Below are 16,473 nucleotides of genomic sequence, written 5' to 3' on the forward strand. Positions count from 1 at the left end.
CAATCCCTCCATTAGAGCTTATAATAGAGCTTATAATAATTTTGTACGTTAAACGATTCAAACCCAACTTTTTTATAAAGTGCTTCTGCTTTCGGATTAAGACCATCAACCTCTAAAAAGAGTGGACCTTTCTGTGAGTAATTATGTATGATTTGCTCTAAACATAATTTTCCATAACCCTTTCCCTGATGTGCCGGTAAAATAGCAAAACCATAAATCCACCATTGTTGGTCAATTGAATTATAAGTAAGACGTACCTTACCTATTTTCACACCTTCACTTTCAATTACATACATAATAGAATCTTTTTCTGATTCTAGCTGAGAATAAAATGAAGAAGCCTCTTCCTCATTAAAATCAAAACATTTAATATCTAAATCTATAATATGCTGTTTGTCTTCAATGGAAGCCTCTCTTAACGTCACACTGGCATTTGGGTGAGAGCTAGAAGAAATAATTGGATGATATCTCATTTGTCTTTCCGAAAAAGCTAACGATAAATTTTTGTTAGATAACCAATTTTGTGCCGATATCGAATGCGCCGGTGCATTTAAATAAACCGTTTTATTTGATTGTATCTTTGATTTTACATCCTTTAATAGGTTAGTAAAAATGCCCTTATTTCTATAGGCTGGATGTACCATTCCACATATTTCGACCTTATTTCCAAAGGAGTAAGTGGCGAGAAACCCTACTAACTGGTCGTTCTCATAAAAAAAGAAGTTCTCGTCCTCCATCCTATTTTCAGCCGTAAGCATATCCCAATTTAATTTGAGATGAATAGATTCTTTTTGTTCACATACTTGTTGTAATTCCTGAATTTCACTTATTTCCTTTTTAGAAAGCATAGTTCAACCTCCCGTTCTATCCTACTTATATATATTATATCACCCTCTGATTCTATTTTATTATATGAAAATTCATATTGAAGAAAAAGATAGCTTAATACTCCTCTATTGGGTTTTCAATAGTACGGCAAGAATGTACTGGATTCATTGAAACTAAGATTGCTTGCGAACGTAAGTCGACTCACTAAAACTCAAAAAGAGCCCGAGAGATTCGGACGCTTTTTTACTGTTTGATTATTAGCCTCTTAAGCTACTAACTCTTTACGGCACCAATCGCTACACTGCCCATTATACGTTTAGAAAAAATCGAAAATACAATGATAATCGGTACTACAGATATGGCTACACCTAGATAAAGGAGCCCATAATCAGTATTATAATATCCTTGTAGCATAGCGACAACGACAGGTAAAGGATATTTCTCCTCTGAAAATAGCAATACTAACGGACTTATAAAGTTATTCCAAGAACCAATAAAGGTGAAAATTCCGATAGCGGCCAGTGCTGGTGTTAGCATGGGAAATATAATGCGGTTAAAGATATGCCACTCACCTGCTCCGTCAATTCTAGCTGCTTCAAGTATGTCATCTGGTACACTTCCATCGATAAACTGTTTAATAAAGAAAACAGCAAAGGTATTAGCAGCTGCTGGCAAAATAATCGCAGCATGCGAATCTAATAAATGGAGCATCCCTAACCAACGATAACTCCCTATTAAAGCTAATTGAGCAGGAACCATCATCGTAGCTAGCATAAAATAGAAAAGTGGTTTATTAAATTTAAAATTAAACTTTGAAAATCCATAAGCTGTTAAGGACCCAAAATACAAAGTTAAAGCTGTCGATCCCCCAGCAATAATGAAGCTATTCATAAACCCCTGTAAAACATTGGAATTTTGTAAAAGTCGTTGGATATTGTCCAAAAGCTGAGTACCTGGTGCAATAACGAAAGTAGATACAATGTCAGCATTCGCATGGGTAGAGTACATGATCATTAAATAAAAGGGAAAAATACAAAGTACTGCTAAAATAAAGAGAATCACATATAAACCAATAGAATAACCACTCTTCTTTTCAGATGAGAATAACCTATTTAATTTTTTATTTTCTTTTTCTATAACTGAGTTAGACATGTTGATACCTCCTTAAGATTCTTTCGTACGTCTATTCGAAATAACAAAAGAAAAAATAGATAAAGTACCAATGACAAAAAACAAACAAAAGGCAATCGTTGCTCCATATCCAAAATTACCTTGCTCAAAAGATGTGCGATATAAATACATAATACTTGTCAGAGTCGAGTTATCAGGTGCACCTGTACCTTCTGTTAACATGAATGGTTGATCAAATATTTGCACTCCACCTATCAAAGATGTAATGACTTGAAATAATATGATGGGACGTAAAAGTGGGATGGTTATTTTGAAAAAGATTTGCCTCTTATTAGCTCCGTCAATTTGAGCAGCTTCTCCAAAATCCGGAGATATCCCTTGCAAACCCGCAATATAAATCAGCATAGAGTAGCCAAAATACTGAAAAAATAAAATAGCCGATACAAGAACTCTCATAAAGAAAGCATCATTTTTCCAATCAATTGGGGCGTCAATGATTTGAAGAGTCATTAGCATTTGATTCACACTACCAGTCTGCCAATCAAACATCAAACTTACGAGTAGACCGAGAGATGCTGCCGTTACGATATGTGGAAAGAAATATACCGCTCGAAAAAAGCCTTTACCCTTTAAATATTTATCTGTTAATATAACCGCTAAAATTAAGCTAATGGTTAATTGTGGAACGACCGCAATAATCCAAATAAAAAATGTGTTAAATAGAGATTGGTAAAGAACGGGATCACTAAAAGCTCGTAAATAATTACCTAACCCAATATATTGAGGATCATATAAGCCATCCCAGTTCGTTAAACTTAGGTAAAAGGAATAAATAATCGGATAAAATCCAAACAGAAAAAAGATCAAGAAAAATGGAGCAATAAATAAATATCCATAATTATCTTTTTTTATCTTATTGGCAAACATAAAGGCCTCCTTTTCACTGTACATTTAGTTCAGGAAAGTAGTTTTGAACATCCTGCTTAAATTTTGAAATAAACTCTTCTTTACTTGATATATTTCCACGAATAAAAGAATTCATATTTTGATTAAACAAGTCGTCAATATCACCATCGTATCTAGTTTGTACGACGGGCGTCACCTTTGTCGCTTCTTCATTAAAAAATTCAAAGTACTTCTGTCCATCTAAAAATTCATCTGTCATTTCATCTGCAAGCTCTTCATTTACTAGTTGATTACTTGTAAAATAGCTTTGCTCAACAGAAAGCTTTTCAAGGAAATCATGATTATAACCGTAAAATTTTACAAATTCCCATGCAAGCTCCTTATTCTCGCTTTCAGAGTAAACAGAAAAATAGGTTCCCCCTCCACTAAATGCACTAGGACCTTGAGCTAGTCCCCATAATCCACTCGTATCTGGTGCATCATTTTTTATCACATGCTGTAAGTACCATGTTGGGCCAGCATAAAAAAGAACGGATCCTGATTGCATGGATGCACTTAATCCTGGGCTCCAATCATCTAACATAGCTAATACATTCTTTTCCCTAGCCTCTCTCGCCCAATCTAAAATTTTTAAACGTTCTTCATCTATAATAAGGGTTTCATTTTCGACCCAAGGTCTTTCTACATTACCTCTTTGAACTGCTGATATCGCATTCCAATTTGGTAATGCATGAACTTGTCCGTCACTTTCCGCAAACACTCTTTCTCCAATTTCAAAAATATCATCCCAATTCGATATCATGGCACTGATTTCTTCTGGATCATCAGTTCCTAAATACTCTTTTGCTAAATCACGTCGATAATAGATTCCTCCAGGGGTCCCTTGATAACCAATGGTGCGAACATTCCCATTAACATCTTTTTGGACTTCCTGAACAAATTCATATTGCTGTTCAATTAATTCATCTGCATTAAAAGGAGCTTCTGAAAGATTAGCTGCAGATGGATGATCCATAAATTTCCTCTTATAAGCATGCTCTAAAGCAAACACATCTGGTGCTTCTATTCCTGTCGATAAAGCGGATCTTAATTTTGTCTGATATTGAGAATTAGGAATATAACGAAAGTTCACCTTTACATCTGGGTTTTCTTCTAAAAAATGCTCTACAGCATATTCTGCTTCATCCGTAAAGCTCCATATTGTAATTTCCTCTACCTCTTCACTTCCTGATGATGCACACGCACTACATACTAAAAGTAACAATATGACCCCTAAAAGTAAGCGCTTTCTTTTCATTAGATAACCTCCTTTTAAGATAAACCTACTGAACTCCATGTACACGTGTTCATTCTTGCACTCTACAAAAAAGCTGTCAATAAATAATCAGAATATTGTTGACAATTGTTAAAAATCTAAAAATATGTAGCATTTTAAATGAAATTATGTTTAACATTCATCGAGAAATAAAAAAAGCTAGAAATCAATGATTGATTTCTAGCTTAATAATGTTGTTCTTCTATTCACTAACGTTGTGATAAACCTGTTTAACGTCCTCTAAATCTTCAAGAACATCTATTAACTTTAAAAACGACTGTAAAGATTCTGAATCTAATTCAACTTCAGTTTGTGGAAGCATCGTTAGCTCAGCAACAGTAAATTCGGTTATTCCTTTATTTTTGAGTGCTTCTTGTACCGCATGAAACATTTCAGGCTCAGCGTAAATAATCACTACTTCTTCTTCCTCAAGAATATCGCGCGCTTCAACATCAGCATCTAAAAGGATTTCTAATACTTCATCGGCCGATTTTCCTTCTATACCAATAACCGCTGTCGCATCAAACATATAAGCAACCGATCCACTTACACCCATATTTCCACTGTTTTTTGTAAAAGCAGATCTTACTTCAGCTGCCGTTCGGTTCACGTTATTCGTTAACGCATCAACAATAATCATCGATCCGTTTGGACCAAAACCTTCATAACGTAGCTCATCAAAATTCTCGTCTTCTCCGCCTTTTGCTTTTTCAATAGCTCGGTCAATAATATGTTTAGGCACACTGTATGTTTTAGCTCTTTCCAACACAACCTTTAAGGCTCTATTAGATTCTGGGTCTGGTTCTCCTTGTTTAGCTGCTACATATATTTCTCGACCAAATTTAGCATAAATTCGACTCGTATTCGCATCTTTAGACGCTTTTTTTTCTTTTATATTATTCCATTTACGTCCCATAAAGAACACTCTCTTTCCTGACTGTAATTTACTTTAAACCGCTCATCATTCTCTTCATCAAAACAGAATTATCGATGCTTTCCAAAAGGCTTTCTTAGGTAACTTAGTCTCTCATTTCAATAGGAGTATGCAAAGATTGAATTCCATAAAGATTATAGCAAACCGACCATCTTTAAGCCATGTAAAATTCCATCTTCTTCTACAGCTTTTGTTACATAACGAGCAGCCTGTTTCGCTTCTTCCTCACCATTCCCCATTGCTACACTATTTTCGATTTGCTTTAGCATTTCAATGTCATTGAGTCCATCGCCAAAGGCATATTGCTGTTCTTTTGAGAAGCCTAAACGCTCGACAACTTTTTCGATACCTATTGCCTTTGAACCGCCCTTTGGAACAATATCTGCTGACATAGAATGCCAACGTACAAAATCAAAATCTTTAAATTTCTCTTCATATTTTAGCTCTTCTGGAGCCTTATTAAATAATAATGATTGGTAAATTTCACGGCCTTTATAAAATTCAGGATCATGAGAAGGAAATTGATAAATTTTTAAACTATTAATGCTCTCTTTTATATAATGGTGGTCTTCTCCAACATTCGCTTTCATTTCTTCATGATTCATGAATACAACCGGATGTTCATTCTCCAATGCGTATTCCGTTAACTTCTCTAGCCCTTCTGAATTTAGAGGATTTCTATATATAACCTCACCCTTTAGTACAACATATTGCCCATTATAACTGACGTATGTATCGATACCTAGCTCTTCCCTAAGCTCTTTAAACATAAATGGTGCGCGCCCAGTAGCGATAGCCACTTCATGACCTAATTCTTTTAATTTAAAAATAGACTCTTTAGTAGAATTGGGTAACTTCTTTTCTTCCGTTAATAAAGTTCCATCGATATCAAAAAATATCACACTTTTATCTTTTTTCATTCGTATGCTCCCTCATTCCTAAAATTCTCTCCTATATCTCTATCTTTATTATGACGTAACATAGAGTTATTAATCAACAATCTATATCATAAATGATAAAACTCTCTCTATCTACTTCTAAAAATTTGGAAAAACCTTGTATAATTTTTAACTTCATATTTGAATCCATTTCATCATTCATATCTTATAATGAAAACCAAATGATTTGGTTTTTGATTTTCACTTTAGGTAGATGCTTTCCAAAGGGCTTATCTTCAGCTAACTCTGACTATGCAGAGCGTCGTCAGAGTGGATCTTCAAACGGCGCTCATCCTTTTGGAGTCACTACCTACCGTTTCAATTATGAAGTTAATGAACAAACATTCAAGACATATTTATAATGAATGGTCTGTTTGAATCACTTAAACCCATTTCATCATCTCTGTCTTTTAATGAAAACGGAACGATTTGGTTTTTAATTTTCACTTTAGGTAGATGCTTTCCCAAGGGCTTGTCCTCAGCTAACTCTGACTACGCAGAGCTTCGCCAGAGTGGATCTTCAGACTGCGCTCATCCTTTGGGAGTCACTACCTTCCGTTTTAATCATGAAGTTAATGAACAAACATTCAAGACATATTTAGTAAGAAACATTCGGTTTTAATTTGTTTATAGAGCACTCATCTGTAAAAAAAAAAGCAACCCGAAGTAAATTCTAGTATTTACTCTCACTTTTCGATAGAATGGACATAGCTATTTTGAAGACCGATTATTTTTACATAAACTCTTCAGCAAAGGAGATGATAATTCTTGGAGGTTATCATTAATTTCGGGCTTTTTTTCCTTTTTGTTCTTTTTATTGCTGTTTTAAGCACACTAGCAAAAAAATACCCTTTCTTAAGGTCGATTGGTAAAGTCATCAAATATGTGTTAATTGCGATAGCTTTTCTTTTTTTTATATTACTTTCGATAGTTGTATACAGCTCACTTGCCTTTATTACGATTAGCACTTTTTCTTTCTTTTTAGAAAATCCGCCTTTTTTAGTGAATGGTGAGAGATTTAACGCTTTTATGGCTGATGAAGCAGTTTTTAAACTCGTTGTGTCTTTTGGAATTTTTTATTTCCTCATTAATATAATCAGTATATTTGGCTTTGGATTTTTAAAGCTTCACTACTGGGTGCAAAAACTATTCGTTACTTTGACAACAAGTCTCGCTACGATTTTCATTTTCCCTTTATTAATACAATCCTTATTCACTGATGTTTATATTAGTGTATCAGGAGGACTGATTCTTGTTGTCGTCATTTTAATACTAGCTATCTCTCAATTAATCCGCAGAGAAAAAAGAGCTTATGAGCGTTACAGGCATCCATTTAAATACTACCGCGATAGGTTAATCCCTTGGATTAAAACTGGTAAGGATCCTGGTAAAAATGATCCTTATAATTATTAATAACGAATAAAGGTGAATTTGAGTATACTCAAATTCACCTTTATCTATTGATGACTTACCCCTTTTTTGTAAAACTACAAGTAAAGCACTTTCTCATTTTTTAATAATTTACATCCAAAATTAAATCTTCATGGACTTCTAAAATTCGATCTGGATAAAGGAGATTTGTAACAGACTCTTTCATCGCTGGGAAAATTAGTTGAACTTGATCATCCTTCACTTTAAAGCCTTCTGGTGCATAATAGGCTTTCGAAACTTCGTTGAACACATACAACGCATCATACGGGAAAAATTCTAGTTCAAACTGTGGTTGCACGGTCACAATCGTTTCATTTGCTAAATATTGGATTCCTTTAATGTCGAAAGAGTAATTCCCCATTTCATAAGAGCTGTTTTCTTGAAGAAGATAGCCTTCTCTATTCTCAAAGTGATAGTCCAGTAGAAACGGTACCACTTTAAAAGAATCATTCTCTTTTGGTACGGCAAATCCAATATAGGTCTCATCATAATCATAATGAATGGTTCTATTTTCGATTAATTCTTTATGTTCATCAAAAAATACATTGTACTCCACTGCATACTGTGTCGAGTATAATTTATGTCCCTGAGTTATCCACATTCCAGCTTCATCCTGAACATAGCTATATGCAACCTGAGCGTGGTCCTGATTCTTTTCTTTTGGTGTTCTCATCCATCCTTCAAATATCGCTGTTTCTTCATGCTCTCTGTAATATTGCAACGAAATCGCTGTATTTTCTGAAATCGTGTTCGCAAAATCAATTTCTTCATAAATTAAATCTGAAGTGTTTTGCTTGGTTAGTTCTTCTGAGAGTGTCCAATTCCCTTCGATTCCGTATAAGCTTTCAATAGTAACCTCCCAATTAACGGTGTCAGCGAATAGCTCCTGGCTCAAATCTAAAAAGTTAAAGTTTAAAGAATCATATTCAATGAAGACATAATCAATTATGTGCTGATCACTATTTTCATATAGTGGACCGGTTTTATGAATTGGAACTTCATTTCCATCAATATAAACCTTCATATTATAATAAATATTCTGAGTTTCAGATAATAAAGGAACCGAGTCACTCGTTATCTCAAAAGCAAAAGCAAGCTGATTTTGGTCATAAAGAATTTCGTGTATCGCTACTTTAATTCCATCAGCTTCTGCTACTAAATCAACACTTTTAATATTGCCCTCTTGTTCTGCACGATGATAATATTCACCAATTTGTTCTAAACTTACAACATGTTCGCCTTCTCCCTGTTGGGTGCTCTCCTGATCAGAAAGAGTCAAAAGAATAACACCGACTATACCAATCATTAATATTGAAGCCATGCTCATGATGAGCTTTTGTTTTCTTTTAGGCTTTTGATTTTTCGCTATGTCAATTGCCTGATCGATAGACATTTGTAGCTTTTCTTTGGGGATTTGAATTTCATCTATTGATTCTTTAATATTTCGTTCGAACTTCTCCATATAAAACCCCTCCTTTTTCTAAGTGCTGCTTCATTTGTTCTAATGTCCGAGAAAGACGCGATTTAATGGTACCCTCTGGTTTATTTAAAATCTCTGAAATTTCTTTTATAGAATATCCATAGTAGAATCTAAGAATAATAAGTGATTTTTGCTCCGCTTTTAAACGGTCAAATTCCTTATCAATTAATAATTTATTGATAATATCACTCTCATCGTTTCTATTACTCTCTGTTCTTTCCGGGTCTAAGAAGACGACTTCTCGTTTTTTTCTAACAGCATCTATTGCCGTATTAATTAAGATTCTTGTCAGCCATGTCGAAAAATAATGGATCTCGTCTAACTTTTCAAAATTACGATAACCTTTAATAACAGCATCCTGTACGATATCTAGTGCATCCTGTTCATTTTTTACAAAGGAATAGGCAACTCGATAGAGCTTTTCTTGCTCATCTTTAAGTAATTCCTCAAAGCTAGGACGCTGGCTTTTTTTCATTCTCTGAAATATCTTCACATCTTCTCCCCTCCTTTTCATACATTAGACCTTTTACTACTTTCATTCGTTCCATTTATTTTTTCAAACTTATATTTTTTTCAATTTCAACTTTATTGAATCTGAAATCGTACCGTTATGTACTTTTAAAAAAAGCCATGTAAACTAAGCTTTTTCGCTCATTTCATCATATACTAAAAAACCAACAAAAAAAGACATTTTTATTGCTTATTATGAAAGTCAAGTAAAAATGAAACGGTGAGATTGTGTTGCCCTTCTTTCCGATTGTGTGGAATAAACAAAGAAAAGAAGTAATTCTATTGGAAGGTACAAGGCTAGATAAGGGAAAAGAGGCGAAAGAGAAGGCTCTATTGGATCGAAGAAGTCTCTAATTTAGAAAATGCGGGAAAAGAGAAAGCTCTATTGGACTAGAAATAGCTCTGATACAAAAAAAGAACGAAAGAGAGAACCCTATCCGACTGAAAATAGCTCTGATTCAGAAAAAGAGGTAAAAGGAGCAGTTCTATTGGAAAAAAAACAGTCCTTCCATTCATTTTTAGGCAATAATTCTGTCATTAACTAACTAAATAAAGAAACACCATTAACCAGTTTTCTCAATTAGCATAACGTCAACACAATAAAAAACTCCTTTGAGAATTCATTTTCTCTCAGGAGTTTTGTCTACGAACTGCTAGACTTTTAAAAATTAATTAATTGATGATATAACTCTTCTTCGTTAATTTGTATCTCTACGTTCTCAGGAACAGCGATGTGAAGAATGTCATGGTAAATTACTCCACTATAAGGCTCTCTTAACGAATGATTTTGAAATTGTTGAATCGGAAACTCTGGTTCGAAAAGCTGAACGTACCATTCTTCCTCGGGCGTTGCCCAAATTAGACGATTGCTTTCGAGCTCAAACTGAGAGGTAGGAGAAAATTCGCTAATTTCATAATCAAAAACTAATGAAGGGCCCTTTATTAGAGAAACTTCTACTACTCCATCATTTTCTCGCTTTTTTTCTATAAAAAGCTCTTCATAATAATAATAATCACCCGTTCTCACGATGGATAATGTATCTCCTTCAAAGGAATAGCTCCATTGGTGGTCAATATCTTCTGAATTAATTTGATCAAACTGACCTTCTAGTATCAAATCTCTATAGGAATCTAGCTTTTCCCCTTCTTGATGATAGCTGGCTTGATCGAATTTTTCCCAAGCCATCACTCGTTCTTCCTTCGTAAACGAAAATACTGCTGGCGATAATAATAAAATCCCTACATACACTGCCAATATGATATAAATCCCATTTTTTGATGGAGAACGGAATGCTCTCCTTTGAATGAACAAACAAATCACGAAAATAACCCCTATTATCAAAGCAAAAAATAATAAGCTAATCATAACATTCATTAATCTCGAACCTCCAATCTATTCGATACAAGTAGAGAAATACTAAAGAAAAAAGTAATAGAGACTAAGATTGCCACTACAAATAACAAAAATGATTGCTGCATAAAAAACCAATCTCCCATAAAAGCTAAAAATCCATTTAATTGATTAGGAGTTTGAGATAAAATGAGAATGGCGATAAAAAAGCTTGGAATGATGATTATAAATAATTTATGCCAATGCACGAGTATTCCTACAAAATAACCAAAAGCACTGAATAACCAGACATAGCTAATTGTTGCGATTATACCAGCAAACGTAATGATTAATGAATCCGCGCTAACATATGCCAATTGCATATCACTCAACAAAATCATTTTTACAATTCTAATTACATACCCTGATAAAAAAGCAGTCACCCCTCCTATTACCGAAGCTGTTAATAGAAAACATATATTAGAAAGTAGCTGGCTTAATTTATTTGAAACATAGGTAAAATCTTCATACCGATTAGCTTTAGAAGTTAACGTATTTCCTATAATAAATCCCCAAATAAACGTGAATACGATAACTATATTGGCATTAATCACTTCTACACTTACCAAGCTAGAACTAAACATAGACGTGTTCATTACTGAAGATAACAAAATCCCTATTATTTGTATCCAAAGTAAAGATGAGAAAAAACTGTTATTTGCGCTTATTTTAAATTTCCATTGCTTATATACAATACTGAGAAAATTTCCATTATTTGAAGACATCCTCTATCCCTCCTTTTTTCTCATCGGTTAAGTAGACACAAGTATCACTTGCTGATACTGCCGACACTTTGAAACCTAGCTTCTTCGCTTTTTCGATTTTATTAGCATCGCTATTTTGAACAATCAATGTAATCGAAGCGTCTGTCAGCTTTTTCTCCGATAACACATTCATGTGATCCGCCCATTCACGCACACCTTTTGCTTCCCCTGTAATCGCTATCGCATATTGCTTCAATTCTTCAATAGGGACATGTAGCTTTACGTTGCCTTTATCAATTAGTACAACATCCTCGATTAAGTTTTCAATTTCATCCAAATGATGGCTTGATAGCAAAATGGTACGAGGAGTTTGTATATAATCTTTTATTAAAGCTCGATAAAAATCCTGCCGAACAGAAAGGTCCATTCCAGTAGTAGGTTCATCTAATACCGTTATTTCGGCAGCTGTTGCTAAACCAAAAATGACATTAAAGGTGCTTTTCGTACCTTTCGATAATTGAGTGTGACTCTGCTTCAAGTTGATTGAAAAATAATTTAGTAACTTTTGCGCTAATTCCATATTCCAGTTTGGGTAAAAGCTCTCTCCGTGTCCGAGTATCTCTTGTAGTGTTAAGGATGGAGAAAAGTACATATGATCATCAACATAAACCGTTTTCTCTGAAACTTCTAATTGATTAAAGGGAGGTAGTCCAAGCACTTTGATTTGGCCGCTGGTCGGTTTAATAAAACCAGTAATTAATTTTAGTAATGTCGTTTTTCCTACACCGTTTCGACCCACAATTCCTGTTAGCTTATTTTCTCCGATATTCAAAGATAATTGGTCAAGTGCTATTTTTTTACGATAGATTTTAGAAACTTTTTCTACTTGAATGCTGCTGCTCATTTCTTTTCTCCTCCTTTCACCTCTTGATTCATTTCCTGCACGAGCTTAATGATCTCTTCTTCCTCTATCGAGAGTCGATAAGCCTCAAGTACGAGCTCATAAACAAGCTTTTTAAAATTTTGTTCTTTTCTCTCGACTAAAATAACTTGCTTTGCATTTTTAGTAACAAACATGCCCAGCCCCCGTTTCTTATATAAAATTCCTTTGTCTACCAATATATTTAATCCTTTAGCAGCCGTTGCCGGATTAATCGTAAACATTTCGGCCAATTGATATTGAGAAAAGACCTTCTCATCCATTTGGAAATGTTCATGTATAATTTCCGTCTCTAACCATTCTGCTATTTGAACGTAAATTGGTTTTGCATCATCTGAATGATTTAACACTATAAACACCTCCCACCTCTCAAATATAGTGCATTACTGTTGTAATGTACTATATACTTATTTCCAGCATTTTGCAACTATATTTTTAAAAATAAAATAAAAAAAGCCTGACGAGTGCTCTTTTAGAGACAAATCGCCAGACTTCCCTTATATAGATAGATAATGATTAAAGGATTATTGATTATTCATAACGTAGTGCGTCGACAGGCTGTAGCTTCGATGCCTTTAAAGAAGGTAAAATTCCAAATACGACACCTACAAACATCGAGAATAATAAGCCTCCCAAAATAGCAGGAACAGATATTAAAAATGGCATGGTCGTAAAGTGTGAAATTAATTTTGCAATCCCTATGCCCGATGCAATTCCGATTACACCACCTAAGCTTGTTAAAACGATCGCCTCTGTTAAGAATTGAAATAATATAACATGCCTTTTTGCTCCTAATGCTTTTTTAATTCCAATCTCCCTAGTTCTCTCGGTCACAGAAACGAGCATGATATTCATGACCCCAATTCCACCAACAAGTAATGAAATACTTGCAATACCACCTAAAAGCAGTGCAAAAGACTGTGTCATCGATCTCATCTGCTCTTCGATTTGCTGTAAATCCTTCACCATATACATCGCATTTTGCATATCAACGGGATGAAGGTCTGCATTTAATAAATTTGCTGCCATAACACCAGCACCTTGAATAGAGTCTGAATTAATTGCTTGTACTGATATCTGTGTCGGTGCATCAAAGCCTTCAACTAAAGGCCAAATACCTTTAGGAACGTAAGCTTTAGGTTCAGCATAATAATAACCACCAAAGAAATCATCGTCCATTTCTTCATTAGTATTATCTGAAAATATACCAATTACACGAAATGGTAGCCCTGCTAAATCAATCGTGCTTCCTAAGACAAAACCATCAGGAAACAGTTCATCCCTAGCTTCCTCATTGAGCATTATATATTGATATCTACCTTGATACTCCTCTTCACTGAGCGAACGACCTTCAATGACCTCGACAGGAAATAGTTCTAAATAGGTTTCATCAATTCCAAACATTTGAAACCAAGCCGAATTAGTTAAATAATAAGCTTCGCCACCCCAGGATTGATGGTAAGTAGAAATCACATTGACGAGTGGATCTCCCTGAATCATTTCTAGTGTTTCTTCTTTTATTGGGGGAGTAGGCATATAGGACATATCTCCTCCATAATACCATTCATCTCCCATATTTCTTGAGTCTTCATAAACAACATTAATCGTATTATTACCAAGACCAATCATCTCTCGTGTTAAAACCTCTCGTTGCCCTTCAATAATAGAGACGATTGCAATGACTGCCGCTATCCCAATGATTACACCTAGCATCGTTAAAAGTGACCTCATTTTATGAGCAAAGATGGATTGAAATGAGAGTTTAATATTTTCGAACATTAAACATGCACCCCTTCTTCCAGATCATTCTGCTCATTTTTCGAGCTATTTAATTCTCCGTCTCTAATATAGACAATTCGATCAGCCTTTTCGGCTACTTCCTTGTCGTGCGTAATCATGATAATCGTGACACCCTCTTGGTTTAACTCAGAAAATAACGTCAATATTTGTTCTCCTGTTTTTGAATCTAATGCACCCGTCGGTTCATCAGCTAAAATGAACCTTGGATTATTGACAAGAGCACGAGCAATCGCCACACGCTGCTTTTGACCACCCGATAATTTTGTTGGTAGAAAGGATAATCTTTCAGATAGCCCTACCTTCGCTAACACATCAGCAGCTTTTTCTCTTCGCATTTTCTTTTTTATCCCTGCATATACGAGGGGAAGCTCAACATTTTGCAAGGCCGTTAACCTCGGAAGTAAATGAAAGGTTTGAAAGACAAAACCAATTTCTTTATTACGGATCGATGCAAGCTTTCCCTCTTTACCTGCTATCATGTTCATACCATCTAATAAATACTCACCTGAGCTAGGCTTATCCAAACAACCTAAAATATTCATTAGGGTCGATTTCCCTGATCCTGATGGACCCATAATGGCCAAGAACTCGCCTTCTTTAATCGTTAAATCAATATTTTTTAAAATAGGCATTTCTTCTTTAGCAATTTTGTAAGATTTATTAATATTCTTCAAAGAAATCATCATGCATTAGAACCTCGCTTCCTTCCTCTAGTTCATAGGAAGGCTCAACAAGATAATCCTCAAAGGAGACCCCTTCCAATACCTCTGCAAGCCCTGTTTCTATATTTGTTTCTCCTAACACAACTACTTGTTTAAAGACTTTATTTTCTTCATCAACCTTCCAAACATATGGCTCTTCTTCATCATACCCAACGAACCAATCAAAAATTTGAACATACTCAGAGTCCGTGACTTCATCTTCTGAAAAAAGCTCAATATTCACATGAAAACCAATTTCTAAGCCTTCATGCTCATCTATTTTAACTGTAAATGGATAGTTAGAGGATTGTGGATTGCTGCCACCATCAAAATACATATCGGTCATCATTCCATTATCTTCTTCAAAGCCTACAGGAAGTGATCCAACCTCGGTGATTTCTCCATACCACTCTTCTCCGTCACCATTTTTCTTCATAATTCTAACTTGTGATCCTGCTTCTAACGTATCTAATAGAAATTCATTTACTTGACTTTTAATGATTAAAAAGTCAGTTGAAACAATTTGAATCATTGGTCCTTGTGACATTTGCTCATTTTGGATACCATCGATGATATCTTGATCAATTTTCTGAATGATTCCAGCATTTTTGCTAACAACGACATAATCTTCATCATCAGTTGATAGAGCATCAATTTGTTTTTGCGTTTGACCGGCTTCAAGATTACTAACACGTAAATCATAGTTTATTTGTTCTAGCTCTTCCTCATAGACCTCTTTTTCTTCTTTTGATTCTGCTTCTTTAATTTGTTTTTCTAATTTCTCTTTTTGCTTTTGTGTACGATTTATTTGCATATAAGACATTTCTAATTGCATTTTTAATTGATCTAATTCGAGCTCATGATCATCCAAAGGCTCATACTCAAATAATGGTGTTCCTTCTTCGACCTTGTCCCCTTCTTGTACAAAAACCTCTTTAATGGTACCTTTATCAGCCTCATAGAAAATACGTTCAGACGATTCTGGCTCTATTTTCCCTGAATAAGCATATGGAGAAAAAATATCAAAACCCATTGTCATATCAGCAACCGACATGGCATAAGGCTCATCTACCCACCCATCTACCCCTTGACTTGCACCATCTTGTCCTAAAGCTAAATATAGAGCGACACCTGCCCCAACCAAAGCTAAAAATCCTGCAACAGACAGTGTAATAATTAGACCTACCTTTTTCTTTGTCATTCTTTTACCCCTCACCTTTAGTTTTTTACTCTCTTTATTTAAATGTTTACTTAAATAAAGACGATATAAATGAGGAAAAAGTTTCAACAAATTAGATAATTTTTACTTTTTTTATGTATTAATGAAAATCGAGAGATTAGGTTTTTGATTTTCACTTTAGGTAGATGCTTTCCCAAGGGCTTGTCTTCAGCTAACTCCGACTACGCAGAGCTTCGTCAGAGTGGATGAAATGGACTTCAATAAAAAAAGCATTGTGACAGTCAG

Annotated in this window: 16 protein-coding genes; 1 reads left to right on the forward strand and 15 read right to left on the reverse strand. The window is 34.8% G+C overall.

Annotated elements, in window-relative coordinates:
- Nucleotides 1–11: 11 nt before the first annotated feature.
- The 6 genes from AZF04_RS16655 to AZF04_RS16680 form a co-directional block, all read right to left on the reverse strand.
- Complete coding sequence (locus AZF04_RS16655) at nt 12–848, reverse strand: GNAT family N-acetyltransferase (RefSeq protein ID WP_061949731.1); 837 nt, start codon at nt 846–848, stop codon at nt 12–14.
- A gap of 253 nt (nt 849–1,101) precedes the next feature.
- Nucleotides 1,102–1,980, reverse strand: a complete 879-nt coding sequence (locus AZF04_RS16660; RefSeq protein ID WP_061949732.1) for a carbohydrate ABC transporter permease — start codon at nt 1,978–1,980, stop codon at nt 1,102–1,104.
- Between the two features lie 12 nt (nt 1,981–1,992).
- Nucleotides 1,993–2,886 carry a carbohydrate ABC transporter permease gene (locus tag AZF04_RS16665; protein ID WP_061949733.1) on the reverse strand — a complete coding sequence of 298 codons (894 nt, stop codon included), beginning with the start codon at nt 2,884–2,886 and terminating at the stop codon, nt 1,993–1,995.
- A gap of 13 nt (nt 2,887–2,899) precedes the next feature.
- On the reverse strand, nt 2,900–4,162 hold the full coding sequence (locus tag AZF04_RS16670; RefSeq protein ID WP_061949734.1) for an ABC transporter substrate-binding protein: 1,263 nt from the start codon (nt 4,160–4,162) through the stop codon (nt 2,900–2,902).
- A 220-nt stretch (nt 4,163–4,382) separates the two neighbouring features.
- Entirely contained in the window at nt 4,383–5,096 is a 714-nt protein-coding gene (locus tag AZF04_RS16675) for a YebC/PmpR family DNA-binding transcriptional regulator (RefSeq protein WP_061949735.1), read from the reverse strand.
- A 152-nt stretch (nt 5,097–5,248) separates the two neighbouring features.
- Nucleotides 5,249–6,034: a Cof-type HAD-IIB family hydrolase gene (locus AZF04_RS16680; protein ID WP_061949736.1), complete on the reverse strand. Its 786-nt coding sequence runs from the start codon at nt 6,032–6,034 to the stop codon at nt 5,249–5,251.
- Between the two features lie 786 nt (nt 6,035–6,820).
- Between AZF04_RS16680 and AZF04_RS16685 the strand changes: the two genes are divergently transcribed.
- Nucleotides 6,821–7,465: a hypothetical protein gene (locus AZF04_RS16685; protein ID WP_061949737.1), complete on the forward strand. Its 645-nt coding sequence runs from the start codon at nt 6,821–6,823 to the stop codon at nt 7,463–7,465.
- A 100-nt stretch (nt 7,466–7,565) separates the two neighbouring features.
- Here the strand turns inward: AZF04_RS16685 and AZF04_RS16690 are convergent, their stop codons facing one another.
- From AZF04_RS16690 to AZF04_RS16735, 9 genes are all read right to left on the reverse strand, one after another.
- Nucleotides 7,566–8,945 (reverse strand): DUF4179 domain-containing protein, encoded by a 1,380-nt coding sequence (locus AZF04_RS16690; RefSeq protein ID WP_061949738.1) that lies wholly within the window; start codon nt 8,943–8,945, stop codon nt 7,566–7,568.
- Nucleotides 8,920–9,456: a sigma-70 family RNA polymerase sigma factor gene (locus tag AZF04_RS16695; protein WP_061949739.1), complete on the reverse strand. Its 537-nt coding sequence runs from the start codon at nt 9,454–9,456 to the stop codon at nt 8,920–8,922. Before AZF04_RS16695 ends, AZF04_RS16690 begins: the two co-directional genes overlap by 26 nt.
- Nucleotides 9,457–10,134: 678 nt before the next feature.
- Nucleotides 10,135–10,848 (reverse strand): hypothetical protein, encoded by a 714-nt coding sequence (locus tag AZF04_RS16705; RefSeq protein WP_061949741.1) that lies wholly within the window; start codon nt 10,846–10,848, stop codon nt 10,135–10,137.
- A complete protein-coding gene (locus tag AZF04_RS16710) occupies nt 10,848–11,588 on the reverse strand; it encodes a hypothetical protein (RefSeq protein ID WP_061949742.1) in 741 nt (246 codons plus the stop codon). Before AZF04_RS16710 ends, AZF04_RS16705 begins: the two co-directional genes overlap by 1 nt.
- Nucleotides 11,575–12,471, reverse strand: a complete 897-nt coding sequence (locus AZF04_RS16715) for an ABC transporter ATP-binding protein (RefSeq protein WP_061949743.1) — start codon at nt 12,469–12,471, stop codon at nt 11,575–11,577. Before AZF04_RS16715 ends, AZF04_RS16710 begins: the two co-directional genes overlap by 14 nt.
- Nucleotides 12,468–12,857, reverse strand: coding sequence for a GntR family transcriptional regulator (locus tag AZF04_RS16720; RefSeq protein WP_082795419.1), 390 nt, complete (start codon nt 12,855–12,857; stop codon nt 12,468–12,470). The genes AZF04_RS16715 and AZF04_RS16720 overlap by 4 nt, the downstream gene beginning before the upstream one ends.
- A gap of 181 nt (nt 12,858–13,038) precedes the next feature.
- Nucleotides 13,039–14,286 carry an ABC transporter permease gene (locus AZF04_RS16725; protein WP_061949744.1) on the reverse strand — a complete coding sequence of 416 codons (1,248 nt, stop codon included), beginning with the start codon at nt 14,284–14,286 and terminating at the stop codon, nt 13,039–13,041.
- Nucleotides 14,286–14,990 carry an ABC transporter ATP-binding protein gene (locus AZF04_RS16730; protein WP_061949881.1) on the reverse strand — a complete coding sequence of 235 codons (705 nt, stop codon included), beginning with the start codon at nt 14,988–14,990 and terminating at the stop codon, nt 14,286–14,288. The genes AZF04_RS16725 and AZF04_RS16730 overlap by 1 nt, the downstream gene beginning before the upstream one ends.
- Entirely contained in the window at nt 14,968–16,209 is a 1,242-nt protein-coding gene (locus AZF04_RS16735) for an efflux RND transporter periplasmic adaptor subunit (RefSeq protein WP_061949745.1), read from the reverse strand. The genes AZF04_RS16730 and AZF04_RS16735 overlap by 23 nt, the downstream gene beginning before the upstream one ends.
- Nucleotides 16,210–16,473 lie beyond the last annotated feature (264 nt).

Source organism: Alkalihalobacillus trypoxylicola (genome assembly GCF_001590785.1).
GTDB lineage: Bacteria > Bacillota > Bacilli > Bacillales > Bacillaceae_D > Alkalihalobacillus > Alkalihalobacillus trypoxylicola.

Bases quoted from the DNA above. Each gene is read 5' to 3' on its own strand.
- AZF04_RS16725 (WP_061949744.1), bottom strand. From the start codon at position 14,286: ATGTTCGAAAATATTAAACTCTCATTTCAATCCATCTTTGCTCATAAA.
- AZF04_RS16735 (WP_061949745.1), bottom strand. From the start codon at position 16,209: ATGACAAAGAAAAAGGTAGGTCTAATTATTACACTGTCTGTTGCAGGA.
- AZF04_RS16705 (WP_061949741.1), bottom strand. From the start codon at position 10,848: ATGAATGTTATGATTAGCTTATTATTTTTTGCTTTGATAATAGGGGTT.
- AZF04_RS16665 (WP_061949733.1), bottom strand. From the start codon at position 2,886: ATGTTTGCCAATAAGATAAAAAAAGATAATTATGGATATTTATTTATT.
- AZF04_RS16730 (WP_061949881.1), bottom strand. From the start codon at position 14,990: ATGATTTCTTTGAAGAATATTAATAAATCTTACAAAATTGCTAAAGAA.
- AZF04_RS16675 (WP_061949735.1), bottom strand. From the start codon at position 5,096: ATGGGACGTAAATGGAATAATATAAAAGAAAAAAAAGCGTCTAAAGAT.
- AZF04_RS16655 (WP_061949731.1), bottom strand. From the start codon at position 848: ATGCTTTCTAAAAAGGAAATAAGTGAAATTCAGGAATTACAACAAGTA.
- AZF04_RS16690 (WP_061949738.1), bottom strand. From the start codon at position 8,945: ATGGAGAAGTTCGAACGAAATATTAAAGAATCAATAGATGAAATTCAA.
- AZF04_RS16660 (WP_061949732.1), bottom strand. From the start codon at position 1,980: ATGTCTAACTCAGTTATAGAAAAAGAAAATAAAAAATTAAATAGGTTA.
- AZF04_RS16710 (WP_061949742.1), bottom strand. From the start codon at position 11,588: ATGTCTTCAAATAATGGAAATTTTCTCAGTATTGTATATAAGCAATGG.
- AZF04_RS16670 (WP_061949734.1), bottom strand. From the start codon at position 4,162: ATGAAAAGAAAGCGCTTACTTTTAGGGGTCATATTGTTACTTTTAGTA.
- AZF04_RS16680 (WP_061949736.1), bottom strand. From the start codon at position 6,034: ATGAAAAAAGATAAAAGTGTGATATTTTTTGATATCGATGGAACTTTA.
- AZF04_RS16715 (WP_061949743.1), bottom strand. From the start codon at position 12,471: ATGAGCAGCAGCATTCAAGTAGAAAAAGTTTCTAAAATCTATCGTAAA.